The sequence below is a fragment of the Falsiroseomonas oleicola genome (genome assembly GCF_019029495.1).
Classification (GTDB): Bacteria; Pseudomonadota; Alphaproteobacteria; order Acetobacterales; family Acetobacteraceae; genus Falsiroseomonas; species Falsiroseomonas oleicola.
This window is the reverse complement of record NZ_JAERQM010000001.1, coordinates 574,936-601,364: the sequence shown is the minus strand read 5'-3', so window position 1 is coordinate 601,364 and position 26,429 is coordinate 574,936. Positions and strand designations below refer to the sequence as shown.

At 70.4% G+C, this 26,429-nt stretch carries 17 protein-coding genes and 1 tRNA gene; 10 read left to right on the top strand and 8 right to left on the bottom strand.

Features of this window, described 5'->3' with window-relative positions:
* Positions 1 to 11: 11 nt before the first annotated feature.
* The 5 genes from JJQ90_RS02910 to JJQ90_RS02890 all read right to left on the bottom strand — a co-directional run bounded on the left by JJQ90_RS02910 (position 12) and on the right by JJQ90_RS02890 (position 6,859).
* The gene (locus JJQ90_RS02910; RefSeq protein ID WP_216872937.1) at positions 12 to 1,223 is read right to left on the bottom strand and encodes an MFS transporter; all 1,212 of its coding nucleotides are present in this window, start codon (positions 1,221 to 1,223) and stop codon (positions 12 to 14) included.
* 17 nt (positions 1,224 to 1,240) lie between these two features.
* Complete coding sequence (locus JJQ90_RS02905; RefSeq protein ID WP_216872936.1) at positions 1,241 to 2,143, bottom strand: FkbM family methyltransferase; 903 nt, start codon at positions 2,141 to 2,143, stop codon at positions 1,241 to 1,243.
* A gap of 169 nt (positions 2,144 to 2,312) precedes the next feature.
* On the bottom strand, positions 2,313 to 3,338 hold the full coding sequence (locus JJQ90_RS02900) for a class I SAM-dependent methyltransferase (protein WP_216872935.1): 1,026 nt from the start codon (positions 3,336 to 3,338) through the stop codon (positions 2,313 to 2,315).
* A 50-nt stretch (positions 3,339 to 3,388) separates the two neighbouring features.
* The gene (gene bcp, locus JJQ90_RS02895) at positions 3,389 to 3,856 is read right to left on the bottom strand and encodes a thioredoxin-dependent thiol peroxidase (RefSeq protein WP_216872934.1); all 468 of its coding nucleotides are present in this window, start codon (positions 3,854 to 3,856) and stop codon (positions 3,389 to 3,391) included.
* Between the two features lie 12 nt (positions 3,857 to 3,868).
* The gene (locus JJQ90_RS02890; RefSeq protein ID WP_216872933.1) at positions 3,869 to 6,859 is read right to left on the bottom strand and encodes a bifunctional [glutamine synthetase] adenylyltransferase/[glutamine synthetase]-adenylyl-L-tyrosine phosphorylase; all 2,991 of its coding nucleotides are present in this window, start codon (positions 6,857 to 6,859) and stop codon (positions 3,869 to 3,871) included.
* A 17-nt stretch (positions 6,860 to 6,876) separates the two neighbouring features.
* Here JJQ90_RS02890 and JJQ90_RS02885 point away from each other — a divergent pair, with 17 nt between their 5' ends.
* On the top strand, positions 6,877 to 10,074 hold the full coding sequence (locus tag JJQ90_RS02885; protein WP_216872932.1) for an AsmA-like C-terminal region-containing protein: 3,198 nt from the start codon (positions 6,877 to 6,879) through the stop codon (positions 10,072 to 10,074).
* On the opposite strand, the gene JJQ90_RS02880 is transcribed toward JJQ90_RS02885, so the two are convergent.
* Both JJQ90_RS02880 and tyrS read right to left on the bottom strand, forming a co-directional pair.
* On the bottom strand, positions 9,995 to 11,722 hold the full coding sequence (locus JJQ90_RS02880; RefSeq protein WP_216872931.1) for a DUF6311 domain-containing protein: 1,728 nt from the start codon (positions 11,720 to 11,722) through the stop codon (positions 9,995 to 9,997). The two genes, JJQ90_RS02885 and JJQ90_RS02880, sit on opposite strands and share 80 nt — an antisense overlap.
* Before the next feature lie 144 nt (positions 11,723 to 11,866).
* Positions 11,867 to 13,084: a tyrosine--tRNA ligase gene (gene tyrS / locus JJQ90_RS02875; RefSeq protein WP_216872930.1), complete on the bottom strand. Its 1,218-nt coding sequence runs from the start codon at positions 13,082 to 13,084 to the stop codon at positions 11,867 to 11,869.
* Positions 13,085 to 13,147: 63 nt separating this feature from the next.
* Here tyrS and JJQ90_RS02870 point away from each other — a divergent pair, with 63 nt between their 5' ends.
* On the top strand, positions 13,148 to 14,242 hold the full coding sequence (locus JJQ90_RS02870) for an anhydro-N-acetylmuramic acid kinase (RefSeq protein ID WP_216873747.1): 1,095 nt from the start codon (positions 13,148 to 13,150) through the stop codon (positions 14,240 to 14,242).
* A 71-nt stretch (positions 14,243 to 14,313) separates the two neighbouring features.
* Here JJQ90_RS02870 and JJQ90_RS02865 read toward each other — a convergent pair whose 3' ends face one another.
* Positions 14,314 to 14,982, bottom strand: coding sequence for an alpha/beta hydrolase (locus JJQ90_RS02865; RefSeq protein ID WP_216872929.1), 669 nt, complete (start codon positions 14,980 to 14,982; stop codon positions 14,314 to 14,316).
* 511 nt (positions 14,983 to 15,493) lie between these two features.
* Between JJQ90_RS02865 and JJQ90_RS02860 the strand changes: the two genes are divergently transcribed.
* The 8 genes from JJQ90_RS02860 to JJQ90_RS02825 all read left to right on the top strand — a co-directional run bounded on the left by JJQ90_RS02860 (position 15,494) and on the right by JJQ90_RS02825 (position 26,311).
* Complete coding sequence (locus tag JJQ90_RS02860) at positions 15,494 to 15,973, top strand: Rrf2 family transcriptional regulator (protein ID WP_216872928.1); 480 nt, start codon at positions 15,494 to 15,496, stop codon at positions 15,971 to 15,973.
* Entirely contained in the window at positions 15,957 to 17,069 is a 1,113-nt protein-coding gene (locus JJQ90_RS02855) for a cysteine desulfurase family protein (RefSeq protein ID WP_216873746.1), read from the top strand. Before JJQ90_RS02860 ends, JJQ90_RS02855 begins: the two co-directional genes overlap by 17 nt.
* A gap of 6 nt (positions 17,070 to 17,075) precedes the next feature.
* Positions 17,076 to 18,269 (top strand): cysteine desulfurase family protein, encoded by a 1,194-nt coding sequence (locus tag JJQ90_RS02850; RefSeq protein WP_216872927.1) that lies wholly within the window; start codon positions 17,076 to 17,078, stop codon positions 18,267 to 18,269.
* A gap of 8 nt (positions 18,270 to 18,277) precedes the next feature.
* The gene (locus JJQ90_RS02845; RefSeq protein ID WP_216872926.1) at positions 18,278 to 18,607 is read left to right on the top strand and encodes a ferredoxin family 2Fe-2S iron-sulfur cluster binding protein; all 330 of its coding nucleotides are present in this window, start codon (positions 18,278 to 18,280) and stop codon (positions 18,605 to 18,607) included.
* A complete protein-coding gene (locus tag JJQ90_RS02840) occupies positions 18,607 to 19,302 on the top strand; it encodes a TenA family protein (protein ID WP_230410312.1) in 696 nt (231 codons plus the stop codon). Before JJQ90_RS02845 ends, JJQ90_RS02840 begins: the two co-directional genes overlap by 1 nt.
* A complete protein-coding gene (gene mnmA, locus JJQ90_RS02835) occupies positions 19,299 to 20,396 on the top strand; it encodes a tRNA 2-thiouridine(34) synthase MnmA (protein WP_216872925.1) in 1,098 nt (365 codons plus the stop codon). The genes JJQ90_RS02840 and mnmA overlap by 4 nt, the downstream gene beginning before the upstream one ends.
* 24 nt (positions 20,397 to 20,420) lie before the next feature.
* A tRNA-Met gene (locus JJQ90_RS02830) sits at positions 20,421 to 20,497 on the top strand.
* 537 nt (positions 20,498 to 21,034) lie between these two features.
* Positions 21,035 to 26,311, top strand: a complete 5,277-nt coding sequence (locus tag JJQ90_RS02825) for an autotransporter domain-containing protein (protein ID WP_216872924.1) — start codon at positions 21,035 to 21,037, stop codon at positions 26,309 to 26,311.
* Positions 26,312 to 26,429: the final 118 nt, after the last annotated feature.

The following is a 26,429-nucleotide window of genomic DNA, read 5'->3' as shown; positions in this document are numbered from 1 at the left end:
CGCGAGGGACTCTAAGCCGTCGCCCCCGCCGGCTTCGGCAACGGCGGGTCCTTCACCGGCAGATGCACCAGCGCCGCGAAGGCCGAGGCCCCCACGCCGATCCACCACATCATGTCGTAGGACCCGGTCATATCCAGCACCACGCCGCCCATGAAGGCGCCCGTGAAGCCGCCGAGCTGGTGCCCCAGGAAGACCAGCCCAAAAATGGTCGCCAGCCAGCGCGTGCCGAAATTCCGCGCCACCAGCGCCACGGTCGGCGGCACGGTGGACAGGTACAGCAGCCCCATCAGGGCGGAGAAGATCATCACCGTCGTCGTCGTCTTCGGCACCAGCATGAAGCCGGTGATCAGCACGCCCCGTGCGGCATAGATGATGACCAGCAGTTCCCGCCGCTTCCAGCGCTGCGTCAGCTCCCCGGCCGCCAGCGATCCCCCGATGTTGAACAACCCGATCAGCCCGATGGCGCCGGCGCCCACCGCCACCGGCAGGCCGCAGTAATGCACGAAGCCGGGCAGGTGGGTGGTCAGGAAGGAGATGTGCAGGCCGCAGACGAAGAAGCCGAAGAACAGGTACCAGAAGCTCGGCGTGCGCAGCGCGCGGGACAGCGCCTGGCGCGCCGTTTCCTCATCCTTGGGCGCCACCTTCGGCCGCGGCGGCTCGGCCAGGGGCAAGGCGAGGGGGATCATCATCAGGGCGGTGGCGGCCATCAGCGCCAGCGTCACCTCCCAGCCCAGCGTGCCCAGCCCGATGCCGGCCAGCGGCACCACCAGGAACTGGCCGAAGGAGGAACCGGCGGTGCCGAGCCCCACCGCCCGGCCGCGATGCGATTCCGGCAGCAGCCGGGTGAGCGTGGCGATGATCACCGGCATGCCGGCGGCGGAAACCGCCACCCCCATCACCACGCCCGCGAAGAAGGTGAAGACCCCGAGCGCCGAGGCCATCAGCATGCCCAGGATGCCGATGGCGTAGAGCACCGCCCCGCCCATCACCACCGCCCGCCCGCCATAGCGGTCCGCCAACTGGCCGCAGATCGGCTGGCTGACGCCGTTCAGCAGCACCTGAAGCGCGATGGCGAAGGAGAAGCCGGAGGCGGTCCAGACATTGGCCTCCGTCATCGGCGCCAGGAACAGGCCGAAGGAATTGCGCAGCCCCATGGCCAGCGCCGCACACAAGACGCCGCAGGTGATGAGCACGGCGGCGGTGGTGGCGGGGCGGGCGGTCATGGGGGCCTCCTCGGTGGTCAGGCCAGGGCGGGAAGCTCCCGCGCCGCCAGGATGTTGCGCACACCGTCGGTCATGGCGCCGAGTGTGGCGGGTTCCACCGCCTCCAACTCGGAACGGTTTCCGATATTCCAGAAACGAAAGCCCAACTGGCTGAAAAGCTGAACCAGTTCGCTCGCGCTGCTGCCCTGCGCCGCCAGCATGCCCGGCGCGAATTCGAACATCACCTTGGCATTGGGGGAGCGGGCGAGCAGCTTGCGCATGCCGGAGATGGCGCGGGCCTCCGTACCCTCCACATCCATCTTCACCACATCGACGCGGAAGTCGGGGTCGGGGAAGAATTCGTCCGGCGCCACCACCCGGCAGGCCACGGTCTGGCCGCCCTCCGGCACATGCCCCGGCGTGACGGTGATATGGCCGCCGCCGCCCCAGGCCCAGGAAAACACCAGCTCCGCCACGCCTTCCCCGGCGCCGACCGCCATGTTGTTCACCCGGGCATGGCCCGACAGCCCGTTCACCGCCAGCGACCGCGCGAGCAGGGCGGCGAAGCGCGGATTGGGCTCGAAGGCCTCGACCCGCCCGGTCGGCCCCGTCGCCAGGGCACCCAGCAGCGTATAGACGCCGAGATGCGCGCCGAGATCGAGCACCGTATCGCCGGGGCGGATCAGCTTCTCGAACAGAGTCGTGTAGTTGGTCTCCCAGGTGCCGTCGATCAGCAGATGGGGCGCCAGGTCGTTGCCGCGGGTGTCGACGAACATCTTGAGCCGGCCCTGGAGGACCGTCAGCGCCGTGTGATCGCCCAGATAGGCGGTGGGCGTGTAGTGCAGCGGATGTGTGCGGGCCGCGAAATAGGCAACAATATGTTCCATCCGCTGCTGCAGGCGCAGCAGCCGGCTGGGCAACGACATCAGGTCACGCAGCATCCGGCAAGCGGTCTCCGATCGGGCGCGGCGCAGGCGGCCGCTGCCCGGACGGGCATGCGGCCCCGCGGGCGAGGACAAGGCGGGGGATGGCATCTCCGCCCGGCACCCGGCCCCTGTAGCCGAAGCGCTCAAAAAAAAGAAGGTTCGGAGACGCAGCGGGAATGGCCGATCACCCCGCTTTGCGCAGGGCAAGGCCGAAGGAGGTCAGGATCAGCGCGCCATGACGGTATTTCGGCCGAGGCGGCCCATCCGGGCGCACCGAGACCTCGGCATCCAGCGGATCGAGGCCGGGATGCAGGTTCACCGGCAGCATCTCATGCCCCTGTGCCTGGATCTGGGCGGCCAGGGCCTCCAGGTCCCGCCGGCGCAGGGCGGCCAGGGTGGGGTGGTCCACCGTGGCGGTGTCGGAGCGGATGTTGAAGCTGAAGGTGTGCACGGACAGCCCGCCGGGGCGCAGCAGGCGAAGACTCTCCTCCAGGAAGGTCGTGGCGGCGGCGAGGGAGCCGATGCGATCGAGCGCGGAGGCCGACCAGCAGAAGTCGAACTGCCCGTCGAGATCGGCGGGCAGGTGGTTCATGTCGACGTGCCGATAGCCCACCATCTCCTCGAAATCCGTCAGGTGCAGGATATCGGGGTGGAACAGCGCCATGTGCTGGGCGCCGGGTGGCAGGGCAGCGTCTTCGGGCTGATCGCCCTTGTCCGTCGCCAGCACCTTCACCCCGCGGGAGGCGAGCAGCGACGGGATGCGTTCCCGCCCGACGCCGAGGCCGAGGCCGAGCTTGCCCGGCGCGATCATGCCATGCGTGGCGAGCAGGGACACGATCCAGGTCTGTTCCCAGCTACGCCGGCTGCGGGTGGGCTGCATGCCCATCGCTTCCGCGATCTCGGTGAAGGACGGATCGTCGAATTGCGCGGCGGTGCACATCTGGCCGACCGGCTCTTCCAGGCTCGGCGGGGCGAAGCGAAACGGGAAGGCGGGGTCGGCGGGGGGGCGCAGCAGGAAGTTGGGCATGCCGTAGCTCGGCACGCCATCCACGCCGGCGTCGAAGAACTCGTAGAACTCCCAGGTATTGGAAAAGGCGCGGCGCAGGGTTGCCATGTCCCGCAGGCCACGATGCGCCTCCACCTCCTCCGGCGAGAAGGGGTCGCGGCCGATCAGCAGGCGGAAGGCCCAGGTCACCGCCTCGGCGCTCAACGGCTTTTCCGGCGTCCCGGAAACCTGCCCCTGTCCGACCTGCTGCTGCATCACAATCCCTTCGCGGCTTCCAGAACCTGGGCGGCATGCGCCTCCGGCTTCACCTTGCGCCACACCTTGGCGATGCGGCCCTCGGCGTCGACCAGGAAGCTGCTGCGCTCCATGCCCATGTAGGTCTTGCCATACATCGACTTCTCGACCCAGACCCCATAGGCCTCCGCCACCTTGTGGTCGGCATCCGAGGCCAGCGGGAAGGTCAGGTTGAACTTCTGGGCGAATTTCTCGATCGGCTTCATCGCGTCCGGGGAGACGCCAATCACGGTCAGGCCGAGCTTGCCGAGCTGGGGCAGCGCCTCCTGCACCCCGCAGGCCTGCTTGGTGCAGCCGGGGGTGTCGGCCTTCGGGTAGAAGTACAGCAGGAAGGGCTTGCCCTTCAGCTCCGCCAGGCTGACCTGGCGGTCGCCGGATGCGGGCATGGCGAAATCCGGCGCGGGCGCGCCCTCGGTGGCTGCGGACATGCGTGTCTCCGGTTACGTTTCGGGGTCGCCGATATGGCGGGTGAAGCTGGCGCGCACCTGCTGCGCGACGCGGCGCATCTGTGCGCGGAACGCCGGTTGGTCAACCGCCGGCTCCGGCAGCAGCTTCGCGGTGGCCGAGAGCAAGGCGAGGGCAACCGGCTCGGGCAACGATTCCTCCGGCCATCTTCCGACGGTCAGGCGCAGATGCGCGGTGATGGCGCGCCACAGCCGGTCGGCCTCCACCAGCGCCTCCGCCTCCGCCGCCGGCAGGATACCGGCCTTGGCCAAGGCGGCGAAGGCGAGGCGGGTGGTGGGGGAGATGATGGCGGGCAGGCGCTGGGCATGGGCCACCTGAAGCGCCTGGGCGATGAATTCCACCTCCATCAGCCCGCCCGGCATGTGCTTCACATCCCAGGGGCCGTCCGCCGGCAGGTCGCGCCGCAGCCGGGCGCGCATGGCCCGGGCATCCTCCAGCACCTGGGCCGCATCGGCGGCGCGCGCCTGGGCCTGGCGGATCGCCGCCTCCACCTTGCGTTTCAGCGATGGCGCGCCGGCCACGAAGCGGGCGCGGGTCAGCGCCATGCGTTCCCAGGTCCAGGCCGATTCCGCGTGGTAGCGGGCGAAGGCGGAAAGCGAGACGGCGACCGGCCCCTTCGAGCCGGAGGGTCTGAGGCGCATATCCACCTCATACAACCGCCCCTCCGCCCCCGGCGCCGTCATGGCGCCGACCATCTGGTTGGCCAGCCGCGCGAAGTACTGGGAGGGCGCGAGCGATTTGGCGCCCCCCGTGCTCTCGGCCGCCTCCGCCGCATGGTCATAGACCAGGATCAGGTCGAGGTCGGAGCCCGGCAGCATGTCCCGCCCGCCGAGCTTGCCCAGCGCCACCACCCCCAGCGCGCCGCCCTGCACCTTGCCATGGCGCTTCGCGAAGTCCTGGGTGATGCGCGGCAGCAGCGCGCCGATCGCGGCATCCGCCAGGGCGCTGCGGGCGAGGCCCGCCGCATCGGTATCCAGCCGGCCTTCCAGCGCGGCGGCGTCGATCTCGAACTTGCCCTCCGTCACCATGCGCCGGGCGGCCTCCAGCGCCTCCTCCAGGAAGCGGGCGTCCTTGACCAAAGCGGGCAGGGAAATGGCGGGGTCGGTGCCGGGGGCGGCGTGGCCGGCCAGCAGCCCGTCCAGCGCCGCCGCGTTGCGGGCGAAATGATCCGCCAGTTGCGGCGCGGCCCCCAGCACGAAGGCCAGGCGATCCAGCAGCGCCGGGTTGCGCGCCAGCAGCGACAGGACCTGCACCCCGGTGCTCATCCGCGCCAGGGCCGCGTCGAAGCGCATCAGCGCCGCATCCGGTTGCGGCTGGCGGGCCAGGGCGGCCAGCAGGGCCGGCATCAGCGCCGTCAGCAGTTCCCGCGCCCTTTCGCTGCGGGTGCCGCGGGTGCGGCCATGGTGCCAGCCGCGCACCGTCGTGGCGACCGCGGGGGGGTTCTGGAAGCCCAGCGCGCGCAGGGTGGCCAGCGTCGCCGGGTCGTCCTCCACCCCGGTGAAGACCAGGTCGCCCTGGGCGCCATCGGCAGAGCTCAGCTCGGGCGAGGCCTCGAACAGCCCCGCATAGCGCCGCTCGACCCGCTTCAGATGGCCGGTGAGGGCCGTGCTGAAGGCCTCCGTCGTGGGATAGCCCATGAAGGAGGCGATATTGGACAGGCCAGGCGCATCCTCCGGCAGCCTGTGCGTCTGCCGGTCCGCCACCATCTGCAGGCGGTGTTCCACCTGGCGCAGGAAGCCATAGGCGTCGGCGAGGTCCGCCGCCGCGCGCCGGTCGATCTTGCCGGCGGCGGCCAGCGCCGCCAGGGCGCCGAGCGTGGTCGGGTCGCGCAAGGCGGGGTCGCGGCCGCCCCAGATCAATTGCAGCACCTGGACGGTGAACTCGATCTCCCGGATGCCGCCGCGGCCGAGCTTCACGTCATGGCCGGCGACCTGCACCTCCGCATGCGCGCCCTTATGGCCCTTATGGGCGTGGATCTGGCGCTTGATGGAATGGATATCGGCGACGGCGGCGAAATCCAGGTGGCGGCGCCAGACGAAGGGCCGGATCTCGCGCAGGAAATGCTCGCCCAGCGCGCGGTCCCCGGCCACCGGCCGCGCCTTGATCATGGCGGCGCGTTCCCAGTTCTGGCCCATGCTCTCGTAATAGGTGATGGCCGCCGGCAGGCTGACGGCGAGCGGCGTCGCCGCCGGGTCGGGGCGCAGGCGCAGGTCGGTGCGGAAGGCGTAGCCATCCTCCGTCCGCTCCTCCAGCAGCCGCACAAGGTCGCGGGCGAGCCGGACATAGATGGCGCCGGCCCGGTCGCTGTCGTAGGTTGCCGCCTCCGGGTCATACAGAAGCATGAGGTCGATATCCGAGGAGTAGTTCAACTCCCGCCCCCCGAGCTTGCCCATGCCGAGCACGATCAGCCCGGAGCCGCGGCAGGTCGCGCGCGGGTCATGCTTCGCGGCGCCGCCGGCCAGCTTCAACTCGCCCCGCAACTGCGCCTCCCGCAGCAGATGGGCGCAGGCATAGTCGGTGCAGGCATCGGCGAGGTCGGAGAGCGCGCCCGTCACCCGGTCCAGCGCCCAGAGGCCGGTGATATCCGCCACCGCCGCGATCAGCGCGGCCTGCCGCTTGGCCTGGCGCAGCAGGCTGGCGACGCCGGCGCGCGTCGCCGTGGGGTCGGCGCGGCCCAGCGGGTCCAGTGCCAGGGCGAAGGCCGCATCGGGGCCGCGCTCCGCCAGCCGCAGCAGCGTGGCCGATTCGCGCAGCGCCAGATCGGCCAGATAGGCGCTGTGCCCGCCCAGCGCGGCCAGCAGCGCGGCGCCTTCCGCCGTGGTGGCGTAGCCACGCTCGGCGGCCCCGCGCTCGGCGAAGCGGGTGGCGAGCCGGGCGGCGGCCTCCGGGTCATGCGGCCGCGGCAGGGTTTCGGCGGCCCTGGCCGGGCGCGGCGTTGCGGGGTCCGGGGGGCGTGTTCTGGGCATGGAGGTCCAGGGTGGCGATGAGGCAAGCCGCCGGTCAAGTGGCGCGGGAGGCGCATCGCGCCCTGCACCTGCTGTTCGGCCTGGCGCTGCTGCTGCTGCTGGCCGCCGGCGGCGCTGCCTGGCGGCTCGCCCAGGGGCCGATCGAACTGCCCTTCCTGGCCGAGGCCATCGCCGAAAGGGCCAATGCCTATGTAGTCCCTGGCACCGCGCCCGATGCGCGGCTGGAGGTGGGGCGGGTCAGCATTGGCTGGCAGGGCTGGCGTGACGGGCATCTGACACCGCTGGAACTGCGGCTGAGCGACGTCCGCCTGCGACAGCCGGAGGGCGTGGTGGCCGCCGAATTGCCGGATGCCGCCGTGACCCTGTCCCTGCCCTGGCTGCTGCGCGGCGAATTGGCACCGCGACGGCTGGAATTGCTGCGGCCGGAACTGACCTTGCGGCGCGATGCGGCGGGGCAGGTGGCCCTGCTGGTCGGTTCGGGGACCCCCGGCGAGGCGCAGGCGGGTGGGCAGGAGGGTGGCGCCGGGCTGGATGAGTTGGTGGCGGAGCTGATGCGCGCGCCCTCCGACGCCACACCGCTCTCCGCCCTGCAATCGCTGCGGATCCTGGGCGGGCGAATCACGGTGGAGGATGCGGCGCTCGGCAAGACCTGGGTGCTGGATGCGGCGGATGTGACGTTGCGCCGGCGGCTGGGCGGGGGGTTGCTGGGCGATGCCGAGGCGACGCTTCTGCTCGGGGCGGAACGGGTGCCGGTCTGGATCGGCGCGGAAATGACCACATCCTCCACCGACGGCCCGGCGGAGCTTGCGCTGCGGCTGCGCCTGCCGGAGCTGCGCCCGGCGCAGCTTGCCGCGGCGGCGCCCGGGCTGGCGCCGCTGTCCCGGCTGGATGCGACCGTGCGGGTCGAGGCGGAGGTCCGGATGGGCTCGGATGGCACGCTGCGCGATGCCAGCGCGCGGCTGGCCACGGAAGCGGGCGTGCTGGATCTGGGGGAGGGCCGGCGCCTCCCTATGGGGGGGCTGGAGGTGGCGCTGGTGGGGACCCGGGACCGCATCACCCTCACCCAGGGGCGGCTGCGTCTGGATGGTCCGACGCCGCCCGTCCTGACCCTGGGGGGGGAGGCGCTGCTGCGGGAGGGGCGGTGGCGCGGCGCCGCGACCCTCGGGCTCGACCGCGTCGCCATCGCCGATCTCGGCCGCCACTGGCCGGAAGGGCTGGGCACCAGCGTGCGAAGCTGGATCACCCAGAACCTGACCGCCGGCATCGCCCGCGACGGGCAATGGCGGATCGAGGCGGAGGCGGGGGCCGGGCTGGAAGCGCCGCGCGTCACCAGCCTGACCGGGACGCTGGAAGTGGCGGAGGCCACGGTCCATTGGCTGCGCCCGATCCCCCCCGCCGAACGCGCCGCCGGCCGGGTGACCTTCGGGCTGGAGGAGATTTCCATGCGCGTCACCGGCGGCCGGCAATCCGGCGGCCAGGTGACGCTGCGCGACAGCAGCGTTCGCTTCCTGCTGCCGCCCGGCGCGCAGGAAACCGCGGCGATGGAGATCAACCTCGCCGGGCCGATCCCCGATGCGCTGGCGGTGGTGCAGCACCCGAGGCTGCGCCTGTTCGAGCGTCGTCCGCTGCCGATCAAGGATCCGCGCGGCAGCATGGAAGGCAGGCTGACCATCGGCTTCCCGCTGCTGGCAGACCTGCCGGTGGCCCTGCTGCAACTGCGCGCCCAGGCGCGGCTGCGGGATGTGCGGATGGCCGATGTGCTGCTCGGCCGGCCGCTGGAACGCGGCACGGTGGACCTCACCGTGGACAATAACGGCCTGCGTGCCAGCGGCACCGCGACCCTGGCGGAGATCGCGGCCCGGCTGACGGTGGAGATGGATTTCCGCGACGGGCCCGCCAGCCAGGTGGTGATGCGGGAGACGGTGCGGGCGGAGACCGATGCCAGCCGGCTGGTGGCGCTCGGCCTGGCCCTGCCGGAGCTGGTGGAGGGCGCCATCGGCCTGGATGTCCGCAGCGAACGCCGGCGCAACGGCCAGGGCCGCGCGCATGTCCGCGCGGAACTGCGCCATGCGCGGCTGATGATCGATCCGCTCGCCTATGCCAAGCCACCGGGCCAGCATGCCGGCGGCGAGATGGTGCTGCGTCTGGCCGGCGACCGGCTGGAGGCGATCGAGAGCTTCCGGGTGGAGGCGGCCGATCTGCGCCTGCGCGGCGCGGCCAGCTTCACCGGCGCCACCCGGCTGGAACGTATCACCATCACCGAGGGGGTGGTGGATGGCAGCCGTTTCAGCGGCGAGGCGCGGCCCCCCGCCAGCCCCGGCGCCCAGTGGTCGGTGGCGCTGCGCGGCGCCGTGCTCGATCTGCGCCGCGCGCTGGCGGAAGATGGCCCTGCTCCGGACCCGGCGTCGGAGGCGGCCGGCGATCAGGGTCCCGCCTTCGCCGCCGATGCGCGGTTCGAGCGCGTGCTGCTGGGTGAGGGGCGTGAACTGGCGGCTGTGGTGGCGCAGGCGCGCATCGATGGTCGGGGCGTGCTGCGTGCCGGGACGCTCGCCGGCCGCGCCGGGCCGCGCGGGCGGTTCGAGGCGGTGATCCAGCCCGCCGGCAATGGCCGCAGCCTGCAACTGGAGGCGGAGGATGCCGGGGCGCTGCTCGGCAGCTTCGACGTGCTGCGCAAGCTGGAAGGCGGCCGGCTCTCGGTGCGGGCGCGCTATGCCGGCAACCATCCTGGCGCCCCGCTGCAAGGCAGCGCGGAGATGACCGATTTCGCGGTGCGCGACGCGCCTGCGGTCGCCAAGCTGCTGCAGGCGATGACCCTGTATGGGCTGGTGGAGGCGGTCTCCGGCCCCGGCCTGGGCTTCTCCCGCCTCGTCGCACCCTTCTCCCTGACGCCGGAGGTGCTGACGCTGGGGGAGGCACGGGCCTTTTCCGCCTCCCTCGGCCTGACCGCGACCGGCACGCTGGACCGCCGGCGGCAGCGGCTGAACATGACGGGCACCATTGTGCCAGCCTATTTCTTCAATTCGCTGCTGGGCAATATCCCCATCCTCGGCCGGCTGTTCGCGCCGGAGGCCGGGGGCGGGCTGTTCGCGGCCACCTTCCGCGTCACCGGGCCGGCGGAGGACCCGCAGGTCAGCGTCAACCCTCTGGCGGCATTGACGCCGGGCTTCCTGCGGGGGTTGTTCGGGATCGGTCAGCCGGTGCCGGGGCGGCCATGACCGGCACCGGCCCGCGCCAGCCCGGCGCCAGCACCCAGATGTCATCGAAGCGCGCCAGCAGGTCCAACGCCGGGTTGAGGCCGGCGCGGGCCGCCGCCAGCATGACCTCGTTACCCAGCACATAAAGGCTGCCGGGCTCATGATCGCCGGCGGCCAGCCGCCGGGCGGTGGCGGCGTTCAGCGCGGCGACCGCCTCGGGATCGATGCGGGCGAGATAGACCGCATCGGTGGGCAGGCCACGAGTCGCCGCCAGCACCGCCACCTCCTCCCAATGCCTTGCCTGCATGCCGGTGGGGGCCAGGCGGATGCGCGTGTACTGCAGGCTGGCCTTCAGCCAGAAGGGATCGTCCAGGCGCAGCGCCGCGGTGGCAGGCGCCGGGCGGAAGAAGTGGGCGAGCCGGTCGAAGCCCGGCCGCAGGTCGATCACCTGCACCGCCAGCGCCGCGGCCAGCACCAGCCCCGTCCACCGCCCACCCAGCGCATGGGCCAGGGCGGCGATGGCGCCGAGGATCAGCGCATAGGCGACCGGCCAGAAGAAGCGGACGGAGGCGCGCAGCGCATCGGCGATGTCCTGCAACCTGTCCGATGGCTCGGCCAGCACCGCGACCACCTGCCCACCAAGGCTGATCCGGTGGGTGATGGCCAGCGCCAGCAGCGCGGCGAGCCCGGCCAGCAGCGGCCAGTGACGCCAGAGCCCCGGCCGTGGCCGCAGCAGGAAGGCCAGCGCCCCGCCCGCCAGCAGCAGCAGCGTGCCGAGGCCAAGATAGCTGTCTGCCGTCTCCAGATGGTCCGGCCGCGGCAGTTGCGGCAGCAGCCCACCCCAATGGCTGGGATCAAAGGGCGCCAGCAGGTCGAGCTGCATCTGCCCATAGCCGCCCCAGGTGCCGCCCATGCCGCCGCCGAGCAGGAAGAACCCCGCCGCCCAGAGCCCCGCCACCCCCGCGCCGGGCACGGCCAGCGCCTCCACCGCCAAAGGCAGCTTGCGACGATCCGCGGGCCAGGCGCGGGCGAGCCAATCCGTTGCCCATAGCCCGGCCACCATCGGCAGCAGATAGGCATGGATGAGCGACGCCGCGAGCATCAGCCCCGCCCAGGCCAGCAGTCGTCGCCAGGGCGCCGCTGGCGTCAGGCACAGATACAGCGCCGCCAGCAGCAGAAACTGTCCGGCGAGTGCGAAATGCCCGCCCATGCGCTGCAGCAGGATCGGCTGAAGCACGAACAGCGCGGCCCCGGCCAGCCGGGCCAGAGGGTCCGGCGTGAACAGCCCGATCAGCCGCCAGGCGAGCAGGGCCTGCAGCGCGCCGCAGGCGAACAGCCACATCCCCCAGTATTGCGGCACTTCCACCAGCCCGCGCAGCGCCTTGAAGGCGAAGGCCAGCAGCGGGATGGAATCCGAATAGAAGATGGAGGAGCCGACCTCGAGCCCCCAATCCGGATTGGCGCCGGGCGGCCACATCCAGGGGGCGCGGCCAAAGTAGGTCCAGCCGAGCCAGTACTGCACCGGGTCCGGCCCGATCGTGCCTTCCAGCATCCAGCCGGTGTTATGGGCGGGCAGGATCTGCCAGCCATAGATGGCGGCGACGAGGCCCATGCCGATGGCAAGGGCCGCCAGGGCGCCGACCCAGGCCGAAATGCGCATGCGCCGCATGGCAACCTCCGCCTCAGCCGGTGGGGAGACCGGCCCAAGGGGCAGGATCGGCGCGGAACATGGCGAATTCATGACCGAATATTCACACCCCCGCGACGACCGCGGGGCGGAAGAAGGAACCGGCCGGCGGCCGGTCCCCTTCGGTCAGGCGGGGCGCACCAGCAGGTGACGCTTCCGGCCGAGCGAAAGTTTCGCGGCGCCGTCGCGCAGATCCGCAACGGTCACCGCCTGTGCCGGATCGGCCACGGCGGTGTCGTTCAGGCGGATGCCGCCCTGGGCGATCAGCCGCCGCGCCTCCCCCTTGCTGGCGACGAATTTCGCTTCCGCCAGGATATCCACCACGGCGGCGGGCAAAGCGGTGGCATGGCTCGGCAGGGTCTCGGCCGCCTCGCCCTGTTCGAAGGCGCGGCGGGCGGTCTCGGCGGCGGTTTCGGCGGCGGGGCGGCCGTGCAGCAGAGCGGTGGCCTCGGTGGCCAGCACCTTCTTCGCCTCATTGATCTCGGCGCCGGCCAGCGCGCCGAGGCGCGCCACCTCCGTCATCGGCAGGTCGGTGAACAGGGCCAGGAAGCGGCCGACATCGGCATCCTCGGCATTGCGCCAGAACTGCCAGTAGTCATAGGGCGCCAGGCGATCGGGATTCAGCCAGACCGCGCCCGAGGCCGTCTTGCCCATCTTGGTGCCGGAGGCGGTGGTCAGCAGCGGCGTGGTCAGCCCGAAAGCCTCCGCGCTGGCCATCCGGCGCACCAGGTCGGCACCCATGATGATATTGCCCCACTGGTCGGACCCGCCCATCTGCAGCGTCACGCCCAGCCGCCGGTGCAGTTCGAGAAAATCGTAGGACTGCAGCAGCATGTAGTTGAATTCGAGGAAGCTGAGCGGCTGGTCGCGGTCCAGCCGCAGCTTCACGCTGTCCATGGTCAGCATGCGGTTGACGCTGAAATGCCGCCCGACTTCCCGCAGGAAGGGGATGTACTTCAACTCATCGAGCCACTCGGCATTGTCGAGCATGACGGCGTCATCGGGGCCGAACCGCAGGAAGCTGTCGAAGCTGCGGCGGATGCCGGCCTTGTTCACCTCGATCTGCGCATCCGTCAGCAGCGGGCGGGCCTCGTCGCGGAAGGAGGGGTCGCCGATCTTGGTCGTGCCGCCGCCCATCAGCGCCACCGGGCGATTGCCGGTCTGCTGCAACAGGCGCAGCAGCATGATCGACATCAGATGGCCGACATGCAGGCTGTCCGCCGTGCAGTCGAAGCCGACATAGGCGGTCACCCGGCCCTGGGCCGCGAGACCCTCCGCATCCGTCACCTGATGAACGAAACCGCGCTCGCGGGCGGCGTGCAGGAAGTCCTGGGTGGCGGTCATGGCGGGTCTTGGTGGTCCCTGGGGCTTTCGGAAGTGACGGCGGCGTAGCACGTTGGGGGGATGCTGCGAACCATTGGTCTGATGAGCGGAACCTCCCTCGACGGGGTGGATGCCGCCTGGGTGGAAACGGATGGGGAGGCGATCGGCCGCCTCGGCCCGGTGCTGACCCTGCCCTACGCCCCCGCGCTGCGGCGCGACCTGCGCGAATTGCTGGACCGCGCGGCGGAGATCGGGCCGGACGATCCCTTCCTGGCGAGTTGCGTGGACCGGCTGACGGAGCGGCATGTGGAGGCGGTGCGCGCCGTGGGCTGGCCGGCCGATGTGGTGGGCTTCCACGGCCAGACCATCCTGCACCGGCCCTTCCGGCCCGGGCTGAATGCGAAGGGCTTCACCTGGCAGGTGGGCGACGCGGCGCGGCTGGCGCGGGAGACGGGGATGACCGTCGCGCATGATTTCCGCTCGGCCGATGTGGTGGTGGGCGGGCAGGGGGCGCCGCTGGTGCCGGTGGTGCATGCGGTCATGGCGCGGGACCTGCCGAAGCCGCTCGCCATCCTGAACCTCGGCGGGGTCGCCAATGTGACCTGGATCGGCGCGGATGGCACGCTGCTGGCCTTCGACACCGGCCCGGCCAACGGCCCGCTGGACGACTGGGCGCGGCGCGCGACGGGCGAATCCTATGACCGCGACGGGCGCCTGGCGCTGGCCGGGCAGGCGGATGGCGGGGTGCTGGCGCCGCTGCTGGCGCATCCCTGGCTGGCGGCGCCGCCGCCCAAGTCCCTGGACCGGCTGGATTTCGACCGGGCGCTGAAGGAAGCCGGCGCGGCGGGCCTGTCACCGGCCGATGGCGCGGCGACCCTGGTGGCCTTCTGCGCCATCTGCGTTGCGGCGGCGGCCCGGCACTTCCCGGAACCGCCGGTGCAATGGCTGGTGGCCGGCGGTGGGCGGCGCAATCCGGCGATGATGCGCGCCTTGGGCGCCGCATTGGCCGAGCCGGTGCGGGCGGTGGAGGTGGTGGGCTGGAACGGGGATGCGCTGGAGGCCCAGGCCTTTGGGGTGCTGGCGGCCCGGGTGTGGCGGGGTCTGCCGCTGACCTTTCCGGGGACGACCGGGGCGCCGGGGCCGACCCTGGGTGGGCGGCTGGTGGGGCCGTTGTTGTAGGCGGGGGATTACGGCGCGGCCCCCCTCACCCAACCCTCTCCCCCTGTCAGGGGGGAGAGGGCTTAGCCGGATCAATCCGCAGCCAGCGCCATGCGGTTGCGGTTCAGCGCGCCCATCACATGGTCTTCCGCCGCCGCGGCCACCTGCTCGGCCTGGGGCGGGGTGTAGATATGGCCGGCGCCGGGCATCACACGGTAGTCGATGGCGATGCCCTTCTGCGTGTTCAGCTTGTCCACCAGCTTCCGCACGCTGCCTTCCGGCACCAGCTCGTCATCCGCGCCGTGCAGGATCAGCCCGTTGCAGGGGCAGGGGGCCAGGAAGCCGAAGTCGTAATGGCTGGCCGGGGCGGAGATGGAGACGAAGCCGCCCATCTCCGGCCGCCGCATCAGCAACTGCATCCCGACATAGGAGCCGAAGGAATAGCCCGCGACCCAGAGCGAGGAGGCGTTGGGATTCACCGCCTGGAGGAAGTCCAGCGCCGCCGCGGCGTCCGAAATCTCGCCGATGCCGCCATCATAGCGGCCCTGGCTGCGGCCGACGCCGCGGAAATTGAAGCGAAGGGTGGAGAAACCCATCGTCTGGAAGCGCTGGTACAGCGCGTGAACGACGCGGTTGTTCATGGTGCCGCCATGCAGCGGATGCGGGTGCAGGATCAGCGCGACCGGCGCATTGGCCTGCTTCGCGTGGTTGTAGCGACCCTCAAGCCGGCCATCGGGCCCGGCGAACATGACTTCAGGCATCGTTCTGTCGATCCAGTCCATGTTGGGCCCAGATCGAAGCGGGTGCCGCCTGGCATCCGCCCGACATGGGCCATGGCCGAAGGCAAGCGAGCGCAGGGCGCCAGCCTCCAGGCCGTTTGGGGAACCCACGCGCCGCGACCGCGGCCTGTCCTGGGCCGATCCCGAACCACCACCGACATCCTGGTGGACCCGTCTGCCGATTGTTGACTCCGGCAGTCGGGAACAATAGCTTCGAACCGACGACGGGGGTCGCCAGCCTTCGGCCTAGGTCGTGGTTCTGGTGGGTGCGGCACGCCCGCGCCCTTCGGACACCCCCGGGCAGGTTCCCAAGCCCTGGGGTTCACCCAATATAGGTGAGGCAGGGGCAGGTTTCATATCGGATTCACGGCATGGCGAGCATGTTCTTGCGACTTGATCGCGTGTAGGCCCGCTATTGTGCGGACGTTCGTGCCTCCGCTTCACCGTGCCGGCCCGTCTTTGGGCGGGAAAACAATCAGGACGGGAGTGCCGGATGAGGCTTTCCACCCGCGGTCGATATGCCGTGATGGCCATGGTGGAGCTGGCCGCCCGCGACGGTGACGATGCCGAAGGTCGCTGCGGCGCGCGCGGCCAGGTCAGCCTGGCGGAGATCGCCCAGGCCCAGCGCCTGTCGCTCGCCTATCTCGAACAGCTTTTCGGTCCGCTGCGCCGTGGCGGCCTGGTGGTCTCCACCCGGGGTCCCGGCGGCGGCTATCGCCTGGCGCGGCCGGCGGCGGAGATTTCCATCGCGGCGATCGTCGAAGCGGTGGATGAGCCGATCCACGCCACCCGCTGCGAGGAAGGCAGCGCCGGCTGCCTGGCCGGGGAACGCTGCCTGACCCATGACCTCTGGGCGGAGCTGGGCAACCAGATCCGGCTGTTCCTGGATGGGGTGACGCTGGCCGATGTGGTCGCCGGCCGGATCTGCGGCCGTGCCATCCCGCCGCTGCTGGCGGATGTGGCCGAGGCCTGACCGCGTGGCGCTCTACCTGGACGCCAATGCCACGGAGCCATTGCGGCCGGAGGCGCGGGCGGCGGTGCTGGCGGCGCTGGACCTGCCGGGCAATCCCTCCTCCGTCCATGCCGCCGGCCGCGCGGCAAGGCGGGTGCTGGAGGTGGCACGGGACCAGGTGGCAGCGCGGTTCGGCGCGGCGCCGGGGGATGTGGTCTTCACGGCAGGCGGGACGGAGGCCAATGCGCTGGCCATCCACGGCCTGTCCGCCGGGCGCCGGGTGCTGGTCGGTGCCACGGAACATCCGGCGGTGCTCGCCGCCGCGCCCGGCGCCACCCTGCTGCCGGTGCGGGCGTATGGAACGCTGGACCTCGATGCGCTGGCGGCGGCGCTGGATGGCCCGCCGGCGCTGCTCTGCGTGATGGCGGCCAATAACGAGACCGGCGTGCTGCACCCGATGGCGCAGGTCGCGGCGCTGGCGCGGGCGCATGGCGCGCTGCTGCATGTGGATGCGGTGCAGGCGGCGGGGCGGCTGCCGCTGTCGCTCGCCGGGCTGGGTGCGGATAGCCTGGCCATTTCGGGCCACAAGCTGGGCGGGCCCAAGGGCGCGGGGGCGCTGCTGCTGCGGCCGGGGCTGGCCCTCGCCCCGCTGATCGCGGGCGGCGGCCAGGAACGCGGCCGGCGCGGCGGGACGGAGGCGCTGCCTGCCATCGCCGGCCTCGGCGCGGCGGCGCAGGCGGCGGAGCCTGACGCCGCCGCGCGGCTGGCCGCGCTGCGCGATGCGATCGAGGCCGCCTGCCTTGCCATGGGTGCCCGGGTGGCGGGGCAGGGCGCGCCGCGCCTGCCCAATACCACCTGCCTGATCCTTCCCGGCGCGGCGGCGGAGACGCAGGTCATCGCGCTGGATCTCGCCGGCATGCAGGTCTCGGCGGGCGCCGCCTGCTCCTCCGGCAAGGTCGGGCGCAGCCATGTGCTGGCGGCGATGGGGGAGGTGGAGGGCGGCATCCGCGTCTCCCTGCCCTGGAACGCGCCGGAAGATGCGGCGGAGCTTTTCATCCAGGCTTGGTCGGCCATGCGCGATCGCCTCTCCCGCCGCGCCCTGGTCGGGGCCAGATAATCGGCCATGACCCGCGCGAACCAGCCCATCTACCTCGACAACCACGCCACCACCCCGGCCGACCCGCGCGTGCTGGCGGCGATGCGGCCCTGGTGGGAGGCGAATTTCGCCAATCCCGGCTCGGTCGAGCATGTGATGGGGCGGGAGGCGGAGGCGGCGGTGGCCGAGGCGCGCGGCCATGTGGCCGAGCTGATCGGGGCGGAGCCGAACGAAATCCTGTTCACCTCCGGCGCCACCGAATCCAACAACCTCGCCATCAAGGGCGCCGCGCGCTTCGCCGCCAGCCAGGGCAGCGAGCGCCGCCGGGTCATCACCCTGGCGACCGAGCACAAATGCGTCCTGGAAAGCGTCAAGGACCTGGCCGCCGAGGGTTTCGGCCCGCTGATCCTGCCGGTGCGGCCGGATGGGCTGCTCGATCTGTCCGCGTTGGAGGCGGCCCTGGGCGAGGCGCCGACGCTGCTGGTCTCGGTCATGGCGGTGAACAATGAGATCGGCGTGGTGCAGGACCTTTCCGGCATTGGCGCGCTGGCGAAGGCGCATGGCGCGCTGTTCCATACGGATGCGGCGCAGGCGGCGGGGCGGATTCCGCTGGATGTGGCGGAGATCCAGGCCGATCTGCTCTCGCTGTCGGCGCATAAGCTCTACGGGCCGAAGGGTATCGGCGCGCTCTATGTCCGCCGGCGGCCTCGGGTGCGGCTGGCGCCGCTGTTTTCGGGCGGCGGGCAGGAGCGGGGGCTCCGCTCCGGCACGCTGCCGGCGCCGCTGATCGTCGGCTTCGGCGAGGCCTGCCGGATCGCGGCGCTGGAAGGCCCGCTGGATGCCGGCCGCATCGCCGGGCAGCGCGCCCGTTTCCAGGCCGCGCTGGCGCAGGCGGTGCCGGGCCTTGTCGTCAATGGCAGCACGGAGGCGCGGGTGGCCGGCAACCTGTCGCTCTCCTTCCCCGGCGGCGTCTCCGCCCAGGACATCATGGCGGCGGCGCCGGAGATCTGCGTCTCCACCGGCTCGGCCTGTTCCTCGGCCGAGGTCGAGCCCTCCTATGTGTTGCAGGCGCTGGGCCTGCCGCCCGCCCAGGCACGTGCAACCTTGCGCATCGGCATGGGTCGCTTTACGTCGCCCATGGATGTGGATCGAGCGGCCGCGGCCCTGGCCGCCGCCTGGCGCCGGGCCATGGAGTCCTCAGACAACAGCGCGGCGGAGTAGAGGCTGACATGCCGAAGATGACCTTCATCGAGCGGAACGGGACGCACAAGGAAGTCGATGCGCCGCTGGGCCTTTCGGTGCTCGAGATCGCGCATAAGCACGGCGTCGATATCGAGGGTGCGTGTGAGGGTTCGCTCGCCTGCTCCACCTGCCATGTGGTGGTGGATGCCGGCTGGTACGGCAAGCTGGCCGATGCGACGGAGGATGAGGAGGATATGCTCGACCTCGCCTTCGACCTGCAGGAGACGTCGCGCCTCGGCTGCCAGATCATCATGACGGACGCGCTGGACGGGCTGGTGGTGAAGCTGCCGGCCGGCACGCGCAACGCCGGCGGCTGATGATGCAGCCCTGGGAGGATTTTGGCGCCGAGGGTGGGCTGTTCCGCCGGCTGCGGGCCGGCTGCGCGGCGGATTGGCAGGCCTATACCTGGCATGACTTCTGCCGCCGCCTGTCCGACGGCAGCCTGCCGCTGGCCGCCTTCCAGGACTTCCTGATCCAGGACTATCTGTTCCTGATCCAGTTCGCCCGCGCCAAGGCGCTCGCCGTGTTCAAGGCCGAGAGCCTGGAGGCGATGCGGGAGAAGACGGCGTCCATCCAGGCGATCCTCGCCGAGACGACGATGCACCTGACCTATTGCGCCGAATGGGGCATCCCGGAAGCCACGGTCCGCGCCACGCCGGAATCGGCGGAGACCGTCAGCTATACGCGCTACGTCATCGATCGCGGCCTGGCCGGCGACATCCTGGACCTGGAAGTGGCGCTGGCCCCCTGCACGGTGGGCTATGCGGAGGTTGCGCTGCGCATCCTGGCCGACCCGGCGCGGAAGGTGCAGGGCAACCCCTACCAGAGCTGGATCGAATCCTATTCGTCGGACGGCTACCAGGCCCTGGCCCGCGCTGCCGCAGCCCGCATCGACGCGCTGGGCGTGACCCATGGCGGCGAGGCCCGCTTCCCCATGCTGGCCGCCACCTTCGGCGAGGCGGCGCGGCTGGAGCAGCGCTTCTGGCAGCAGGGGCTGGACGCGGCGGGATGAGAATTCTGGTCGCAATGTCCGGCGGCGTGGACAGCAGCGTCGTCGCGGCGCTGCTGGTGGAGCAGGGGCATGAGGTGGTGGGCGCCACCCTCCAGCTCTACGACCACGGCGCCGCCATCCAGAAGAAGGGCGCCTGCTGCGCCGGGCAGGACATCCACGACGCGCGCCGCGTGGCGGAGACGCTGGGCATCCCGCATTACGTGCTCGACCGCGAAAGCCGCTTCCGGGCCGCCGTCATCGACGATTTCGCGGCGACCTACGCCCGTGGCGAAACCCCCATCCCCTGCATCCGCTGCAACCAGACGGTGAAGTTCCAGGATCTGGTGGAGCTGGCCCGCGACCTGGGCTGCGAGGCACTGGCCACCGGCCACTACGCCCGCCGCGTGGAAGGCGCCGAGGGCGCGGAGCTGCACCGCGCCGCCGACCCGGTGCGCGACCAGTCCTACTTCCTGTTCGCCACCACCCGCGACCAGCTCGATTTCTGCCGCTTCCCGCTGGGCGACATGCCGGACAAGGCGGCGGTGCGCGCGGTGGCGGAGCGCCTGGGCCTGGCGGTGGCCGCCAAGCCGGACAGCCAGGACATCTGCTTCGTGCCGGAAGGCAGCTACGACCGGCTTGTGGCGAAGCTGCGCCCGGAAACCGCCGAGCCGGGTGAGATCGTCGATACCGAGGGCCGCGTGCTCGGCCAGCACCAGGGCATCGGCCGCTACACGGTGGGACAGGGGCGGGGCCTCGGCCTGGGCGGTGGCGCCGGGGAGCGGCTGTTCGTCTCCGCCATCGAGCCCGGCCGCCGCCGCATCGTGGTGGCCCCGCGCGCCGCCCTGGCGCAGCAGGCGGCCGTGGCTGGCGAGGTGAACTGGCTGATCGACCCGCCCGCCACGCCGCGCCCGGTGCAGGTGAAGCTGCGCGGGCGAGAGGCGCCGCGCGCGGCCACGGTCGCCTGGGATGCCGATGCCGGCCTGCTGCACCTGGCCCTCGCCGAGCCGAATATCGTCGCCGCCGGCCAGGCCTGCGTGGTCTATGACGGCGATCGCGTGCTCGGTGGCGGCTTCCTTCGCGCGGCGAAGATTGACAGCGGCGAGGCGGCGGCGTAATCGCGGCCCCGCCTCAGGCTACGGGGCGGCGTAGCTCAGCTGGTTAGAGCACGGCACTCATAATGCCGGGGTCAGCGGTTCAAGTCCGCTCGCCGCTACCAACACCCCCCCCTAAAGATCAGCAGTTCGCAGGCTGCCACGGATTGGCGTCCGGGTCGCCTGCGCGGGCTGATCGGACCTGTGCGAAGACGGCTCCAAACCGGACGCTCCGGCCACCCTGAACCCGACGTCGGGCGGCCTCCGCGCGTAAAGCGGCGCGGCGTTTGCGCTGCCGACAGCGCCTGGGGGCGCTCGACGAGAGCGTGCCCCGGTTCAAGCACACCACCATCCACCTCACCCCGGCTTGCGCAAGCGCGCCGCGGGAGTTCGTTGCCCCGGCAACCAGCCGTATGCCCGGTTCGATCGGGACCGCCGCAACGGGCATTCATCCAATGGAGGCCCCCTTTACAGTCGGGCTGTTAAGTTTGCATAAATCATCTGCATCGCAGTCTGCAACGACAGCGCTTGCGGATTTGCCAAGCGTTCGACAAGGGGAAGTTATTGTCGTGATTATTAATATTAAAAATCGGCCACCAATATCGCATGGATCGGGAAACTACGCGGCCGCGACGGTCACGGCCGCGACTGCTGCCGGGCTGATGTTTTTGCCGTCCGTTGCGATGGCGGCCTGCAACGTCACGGGCGGTGATCTCTACACCGGTGGCTTCCTTACCTGCGACACCACGGGTGCCGACCTGCGTCTGCTCGGCGGCAGCCCGGTCATCGAGGTCACGGACCATGTCATCACCAGCGGCTTCCTCAACGTCAGCACCCGGCCGACCCAGAACAGCCCGCTCGATATCACGCTGACGATCAGCAACACCTCGATCAACTCACCCGACTACAGCGCCGTGACGGTCTATTCGGGCTTCGCGGATACCGACATCGACATCACGCTCGACCAGGTGACGCTGGTCTCGGGTGACAACCCCGGCGGGGTCTGGGTCCGCAACGAGATCGGCGGCAACATCGTGCTGACCGCGAGCGGCGTGATCACGGCGTCCGGCAGCGACAGCCCCGCCATCACGGCGACGACCAATGACGGTGGGGTCCGCATCACCAATAGCGCCACGATCACCTCCAACGGTGGCCGCGGCATCTATGCCGATGGCGGCTACAACAGCACCGATCCTGTCGTTGTCAGCGTGAGCAACAGCGGGACCATCCAGGCCCATGCTGCGGGCATCCGTGTCATCGGGTATAACGGCCTGGCATCGATCGACAATTCCGGCGACGTGACATCGACCACGCTGCAGGGTCTCATTGCCTGGACTCCGAACGGCACTGTTGAGATTGTCAACTCGGGCAATGTCACGGCGGATGCCCATATCGGTGTCCAGGGTGCGGCTGGCTCAGGTAATATCTCCATCACGAATACCAGCACGGGTCGCATCCAGGGCCAGCGTGGCGTGGTGGCGGCGACGGACAGCGGCACGGTCAGCATCGACAACGCCGGCACCATCACCGCGACCGGCCATGCGATCGAGACCGGCAACACGAACGCGACGGTGACGAACTCCGGAACGATCGAGACGACGACGCCTGGCGGCACCGCCATCGCCTTCGGCACCGGCGACAACACGCTCGTCATCATGCCCGGCTCGACCATCACCGGCCTCGTGACCAATGGCAGTGTCAGCGGCGGTGTCGAGACGATCGGCGTCAACACCCTGACGCTTGGCGGCACCGGCAGCGCCAGCTTCGACGTGAGCGAGATTGGCCGCACACCCACCCAGCGCGGCCTCGTGCTCTCGGGCGGCGTCCACACGGGCAGCGGGACCCCTGATGGCGGCCAGTATCAGGGCTTCAGCAACTTCACCAAGACTGGCAGCGGCACCTGGCAGCTGACCTATGGCAGCGGTGCCGGCCTCGCGGACCAGAACTGGGTGATTTCGGAAGGCACCCTGGTCGGCGACACGACAACGCTGCGGGGCTCGACCATCACGAACAATGCCTCGCTCGTCTTCGACCAGGCCAGCAACGGCACTTTCGCCGGCAGCATCGGCGGCACCGGCAACCTCTACGTGAATGGCGCCGGCACGCTGACCATGACGGGCGCCAGCGCCTATACCGGCAACACCTATCTCCGCGATGGCGGCTTCACCATCGCCAATGGCGGCTCCGTGGGCAGCCAGCACAGCGTCATCGGCTGGATGACCGGTGATGACGCGACGGCGACCGTGACCGGCGCTGGAAGCCAATGGACCAATACCGGCAACCTCTATGTCGGAAACGAGGGCAACGGCACGCTCAACATCACCGATGGCGGTGTTGTCACCAGTGCCAGTGGCTATGTGGGCACGGTGTCCGGCTCGCAGGGAACGCTGGCGATCGACGGCACCAATTCCGCCTGGCGGATGACCGGCGCCTTCATCGCCGGCTACGAAAGCGGCACGAACGCGAATGTCACCATCAGCAATGGTGGGCAGCTGCGGTCGGTGATCGGCACCCTGGGTGACCTGGCGGGTTCCGAGGGCACGCTGACCGTCACCGGCGCCGGCTCCAGCTGGGAAGCCTATAACGACAGCACGGACTATGCCGGGTTCATGAATGTCGGCCGTCTGGGCACCGGCACGCTGACCGTCGCCGATGGTGGCGCGGTCACGGCCTATCGTCTCTACATCGGCACTGAAGCGGGATCGACCGGCACCGTCGCGGTCTCGGGCCAGGACTCCTCGATCGCCACCGAGCATCGCCTGTATGTTGGCACCTACGGCACCGGCACGCTGACCGTCTCCGAGGGCGCGAATGTGACGGCGGATCGGATCAACGTCGCCTACCTCAGTGGCTCGACCGGCACGCTGAACATCGGCGCGGCGGAAGGCGACTTGGCGGTCGCACCCGGCAGCATCGTGACGAACGACATCTTCCTCGGTGCCGGCAACGGCAGGCTTGTCTTCAACCACACCGACAGCGCCGGTTTCGAACTGGCTCCCAATATCAGCGGCGGTGGCCAGATCCGCCAGATTCAGGGCAATACCGTCCTCAGCGGTGACAACAGCGGCTTCGCCGGCGACATCACCATCACCGGCGGCGGGCTTGGCATCACCGGCACCACGAATGCCAATGCGCTGACGATGACCGGGGCGCAGGACGCGCAGCTCACCGTGAATGGCGTGCTGACAACAAGCTCGGCCTCGATCGAAGCCGCCGCCAACCATGCCAGCACCGTGCAGGTCTCCGGCGACGGGGCGAGCTGGGTGTCGGGGTCCGTGCAGCTCGGCCGCAACGCCGACTCCACGGGCAGCGTCACGATCAGCGATCGCGCGAGCTTCGAGACGCAGAACGGCTTCTATATCGGCGCCGGCGGCACCTTCACGGTCTCCGGCCAGGGCAGCTCCGCCTTCATCGGTTCGGCCAATCGGGGGCTTGCGGCGGACTGGAACAGCTCCGACGGCTGGCTGAGCGCGGATGGCGGTACCATTTCCGTCTCGGGCGGCGCCCATCTGCGCGTCGATGGCGGCTATATCGGCGCGGATACCACGGCCCTCGCCACCATGAACGTCAGCGGCGCAGGCACCACCTTCGCCAATGATCTCAACCTGTATATCGGCGGCACTGGCAACGGCACATCCGGCCGTGGCCAGCTCAGCGTCACCGATGGCGCCATCGTCACCTCCTACACCGCCGCGATCGGCGTCGATGCGAATTCGGTCGGCGCCGTACTGCTCTCCGGCGAAGGCACCGGCTTCACCGTCGACACGCGCAGCGGCTATGCGGGCAATCTCCGCGTCGGCTTCAACGGCAACGGGACCCTGGTGGCCCGCGATGGCGCCTCTGTCTCCGCCGCGAACATGATCCAGATTGCCTCCAATGCCGGCTCTACCGGCGTCTTCGCCATCGGTGCGCTGGAGGGTGAGGCCGCGGCGGCCGCTGCGGGCAGCATCCATGCCGGGACGAACGGTATCGTCTTCGGCGCCGGCAATGGCAGGCTTGTCATCAACCACACGGGCACGAACTACACGCTCGGTGCCAATATCACGGCGCCGGTGAATACCGCGGGCCAGATCAATGTCCTGAGCGGCAACACCACGCTGAGCGGTGATATCAGTGGCGCCGTCACGCTCAACAAGGCAGGGCTCGGCACGCTGATCCTGATCGGCACCAACACCTATACCGGCGGCACCTATATCAACGAGGGCACGCTGCAGATCGGCAATGGCGGCACCACCGGCAGCCTGATCGGCACCATCCACAACAACGCCAATCTCGTCTTCAACCGCTCGGACAACTACCTCTTCCCCGGCACCATCACAGGCAATGGCGCGGTCAGCTTCGCCGGCGGCGGCACCGTGTTCTTCGAGCAGGCGGATGCCTATAGCGGGCCGGTCACCGTCGGCGCGACGAGCTTCGTCCTCGCCAATGGTTCCACCTCGGGATCAACCTATACCATCGGCGCGGAGGGGACGATTTCGGGCAGCGGCACGATCGCGGGCCTGATGGTCAACAGCGGCGGCAGGGCCGCGCCCGGCTATTCGCCCGGCACGCTCTCCGTCGCCGGCAACGTCACCTTCAATGCCGGCTCGACCTATGAGGCGGAAGTCTGGGGCGACGGCACGCATGACCGCATCGCCGCGACCGGCACCGCCACCATCAATGGCGGCACCGTGGCCGTGGTCGCACAGTCGGGCTATATGCGGCACCTCGCCCGCTACGAGATCCTGACGGCGGATGGCGGCGTCAGCGGCGCCTTCGACGCGGCGACCAGCAATCTCGCCTATCTCACGCCCGTGCTCGGCTATGAGGCCGATGCCGTGGTGCTGACGCTGGCGCGCAACGATATCGCCTTCCGCGACTATGCGACGACGCGCAACCAGACGGCGGCGGCGGATGCCATCCAGGCGCTCGGCCTCGGCAATTCGGTCTATGAATCCGTGCTCGACCTGACAACGGGTTCCGTGCCCGCCGCCCTCGACGCCCTCTCGGGCGAGCTGCATGCGGCGATGCCGGGCATGCTTTCGCAGCAGTCGCGCTTCCTGCGTGAGGCGGTGAGCGCCAGGTTGCGGGATGACCGGCTGGCCCTGGCGGGCACGCAGTCGGCGCTGGACGGCCGGGCCACCGCCTGGATCCAGGGCTTCGGCGACTGGTCGCATCTGGGCGGGAACGGCAATGCCGGCTCCGTCACCAGCAATGTCGGCGGCGTCTTCATCGGCATCGACCAGCGGCTGGATGAGAACTGGAAGGCGGGCGTCGTGCTGGGCGTCAGCCGCACCGGCTTCCACGCCAATACCCGCAACTCCTCCGGCAACGCCGACAATATGGAGCTTGGCACCTATCTCGGCGGCCAGTTTGGCGCGCTCAACCTGCAGCTCGGCGCCTCCTATGCCTGGCACGACGTCGACACCAAGCGGCACATCGTCTTCCCGAATGCCAACAGCACGGCGCGTGCCGGCTATGGCGCCAATACCGCGCAGGTCTTCGGCGAGGCCAGCTTCCGCATCGACCTCGACCCGGTCCGGCTGACGCCCTATCTCGGCCTGGCCTATGTCAATACCGGCGGCGAGAGCTTCACCGAAACCGGCTCCAATGCCGCGCTTTCGGGCCGGATCGGTTCGCTGGACACCGCCTACAGCACGCTTGGCCTGCGCTCCGAGGCCGAGGTCACCCTCGGCGGCAGGACCTTCCGGCCGCAGGCGAATATCGGCTGGCAGCACGCGATCGGCGATGTTGCCGGCACGGCGAGGCTCGCCTTCGACAATGGCGGCGCGGGCTTCCAGGTGGGTGGCGTGCCGATCGCGCGGGATGCCGCGATCATCGGCGCGGGGCTCAGCTACGACATGGCGCCTGGCCTCTCGCTCAACCTCTCCTACCGGGGGCAGTTCGCGCAGGATGCGCAGAGCAACGGGGTGCGGGGCACGCTGTCCCTCGCCTTCTGAACCGGTGGCGGGGGGGCATTTGAGCCCCCCCTGGCTCCAGCAGGGTCGCCTTCGGCACGCGGGCGACCCCGCGATGGGGCAGGGGATCAGGCCCTCGGGTGATCGCGGGTGTTTCGCG

Bases quoted from the DNA above. Each gene is read 5' to 3' on its own strand.
- JJQ90_RS02910 (WP_216872937.1), bottom strand. From the start codon at position 1,223: ATGACCGCCCGCCCCGCCACCACCGCCGCCGTGCTCATCACCTGCGGC.
- JJQ90_RS02905 (WP_216872936.1), bottom strand. From the start codon at position 2,143: ATGCTGCGTGACCTGATGTCGTTGCCCAGCCGGCTGCTGCGCCTGCAG.
- bcp (WP_216872934.1), bottom strand. From the start codon at position 3,856: ATGTCCGCAGCCACCGAGGGCGCGCCCGCGCCGGATTTCGCCATGCCC.
- JJQ90_RS02890 (WP_216872933.1), bottom strand. From the start codon at position 6,859: ATGCCCAGAACACGCCCCCCGGACCCCGCAACGCCGCGCCCGGCCAGG.
- JJQ90_RS02885 (WP_216872932.1), top strand. From the start codon at position 6,877: ATGAGGCAAGCCGCCGGTCAAGTGGCGCGGGAGGCGCATCGCGCCCTG.
- JJQ90_RS02880 (WP_216872931.1), bottom strand. From the start codon at position 11,722: ATGCGGCGCATGCGCATTTCGGCCTGGGTCGGCGCCCTGGCGGCCCTT.
- tyrS (WP_216872930.1), bottom strand. From the start codon at position 13,084: ATGACCGCCACCCAGGACTTCCTGCACGCCGCCCGCGAGCGCGGTTTC.
- JJQ90_RS02865 (WP_216872929.1), bottom strand. From the start codon at position 14,982: ATGCCTGAAGTCATGTTCGCCGGGCCCGATGGCCGGCTTGAGGGTCGC.
- JJQ90_RS02860 (WP_216872928.1), top strand. From the start codon at position 15,494: ATGAGGCTTTCCACCCGCGGTCGATATGCCGTGATGGCCATGGTGGAG.
- JJQ90_RS02855 (WP_216873746.1), top strand. From the start codon at position 15,957: ATGTGGCCGAGGCCTGACCGCGTGGCGCTCTACCTGGACGCCAATGCC.
- JJQ90_RS02850 (WP_216872927.1), top strand. From the start codon at position 17,076: ATGACCCGCGCGAACCAGCCCATCTACCTCGACAACCACGCCACCACC.
- JJQ90_RS02845 (WP_216872926.1), top strand. From the start codon at position 18,278: ATGCCGAAGATGACCTTCATCGAGCGGAACGGGACGCACAAGGAAGTC.
- JJQ90_RS02840 (WP_230410312.1), top strand. From the start codon at position 18,607: ATGATGCAGCCCTGGGAGGATTTTGGCGCCGAGGGTGGGCTGTTCCGC.
- mnmA (WP_216872925.1), top strand. From the start codon at position 19,299: ATGAGAATTCTGGTCGCAATGTCCGGCGGCGTGGACAGCAGCGTCGTC.
- JJQ90_RS02825 (WP_216872924.1), top strand. From the start codon at position 21,035: ATGTTTTTGCCGTCCGTTGCGATGGCGGCCTGCAACGTCACGGGCGGT.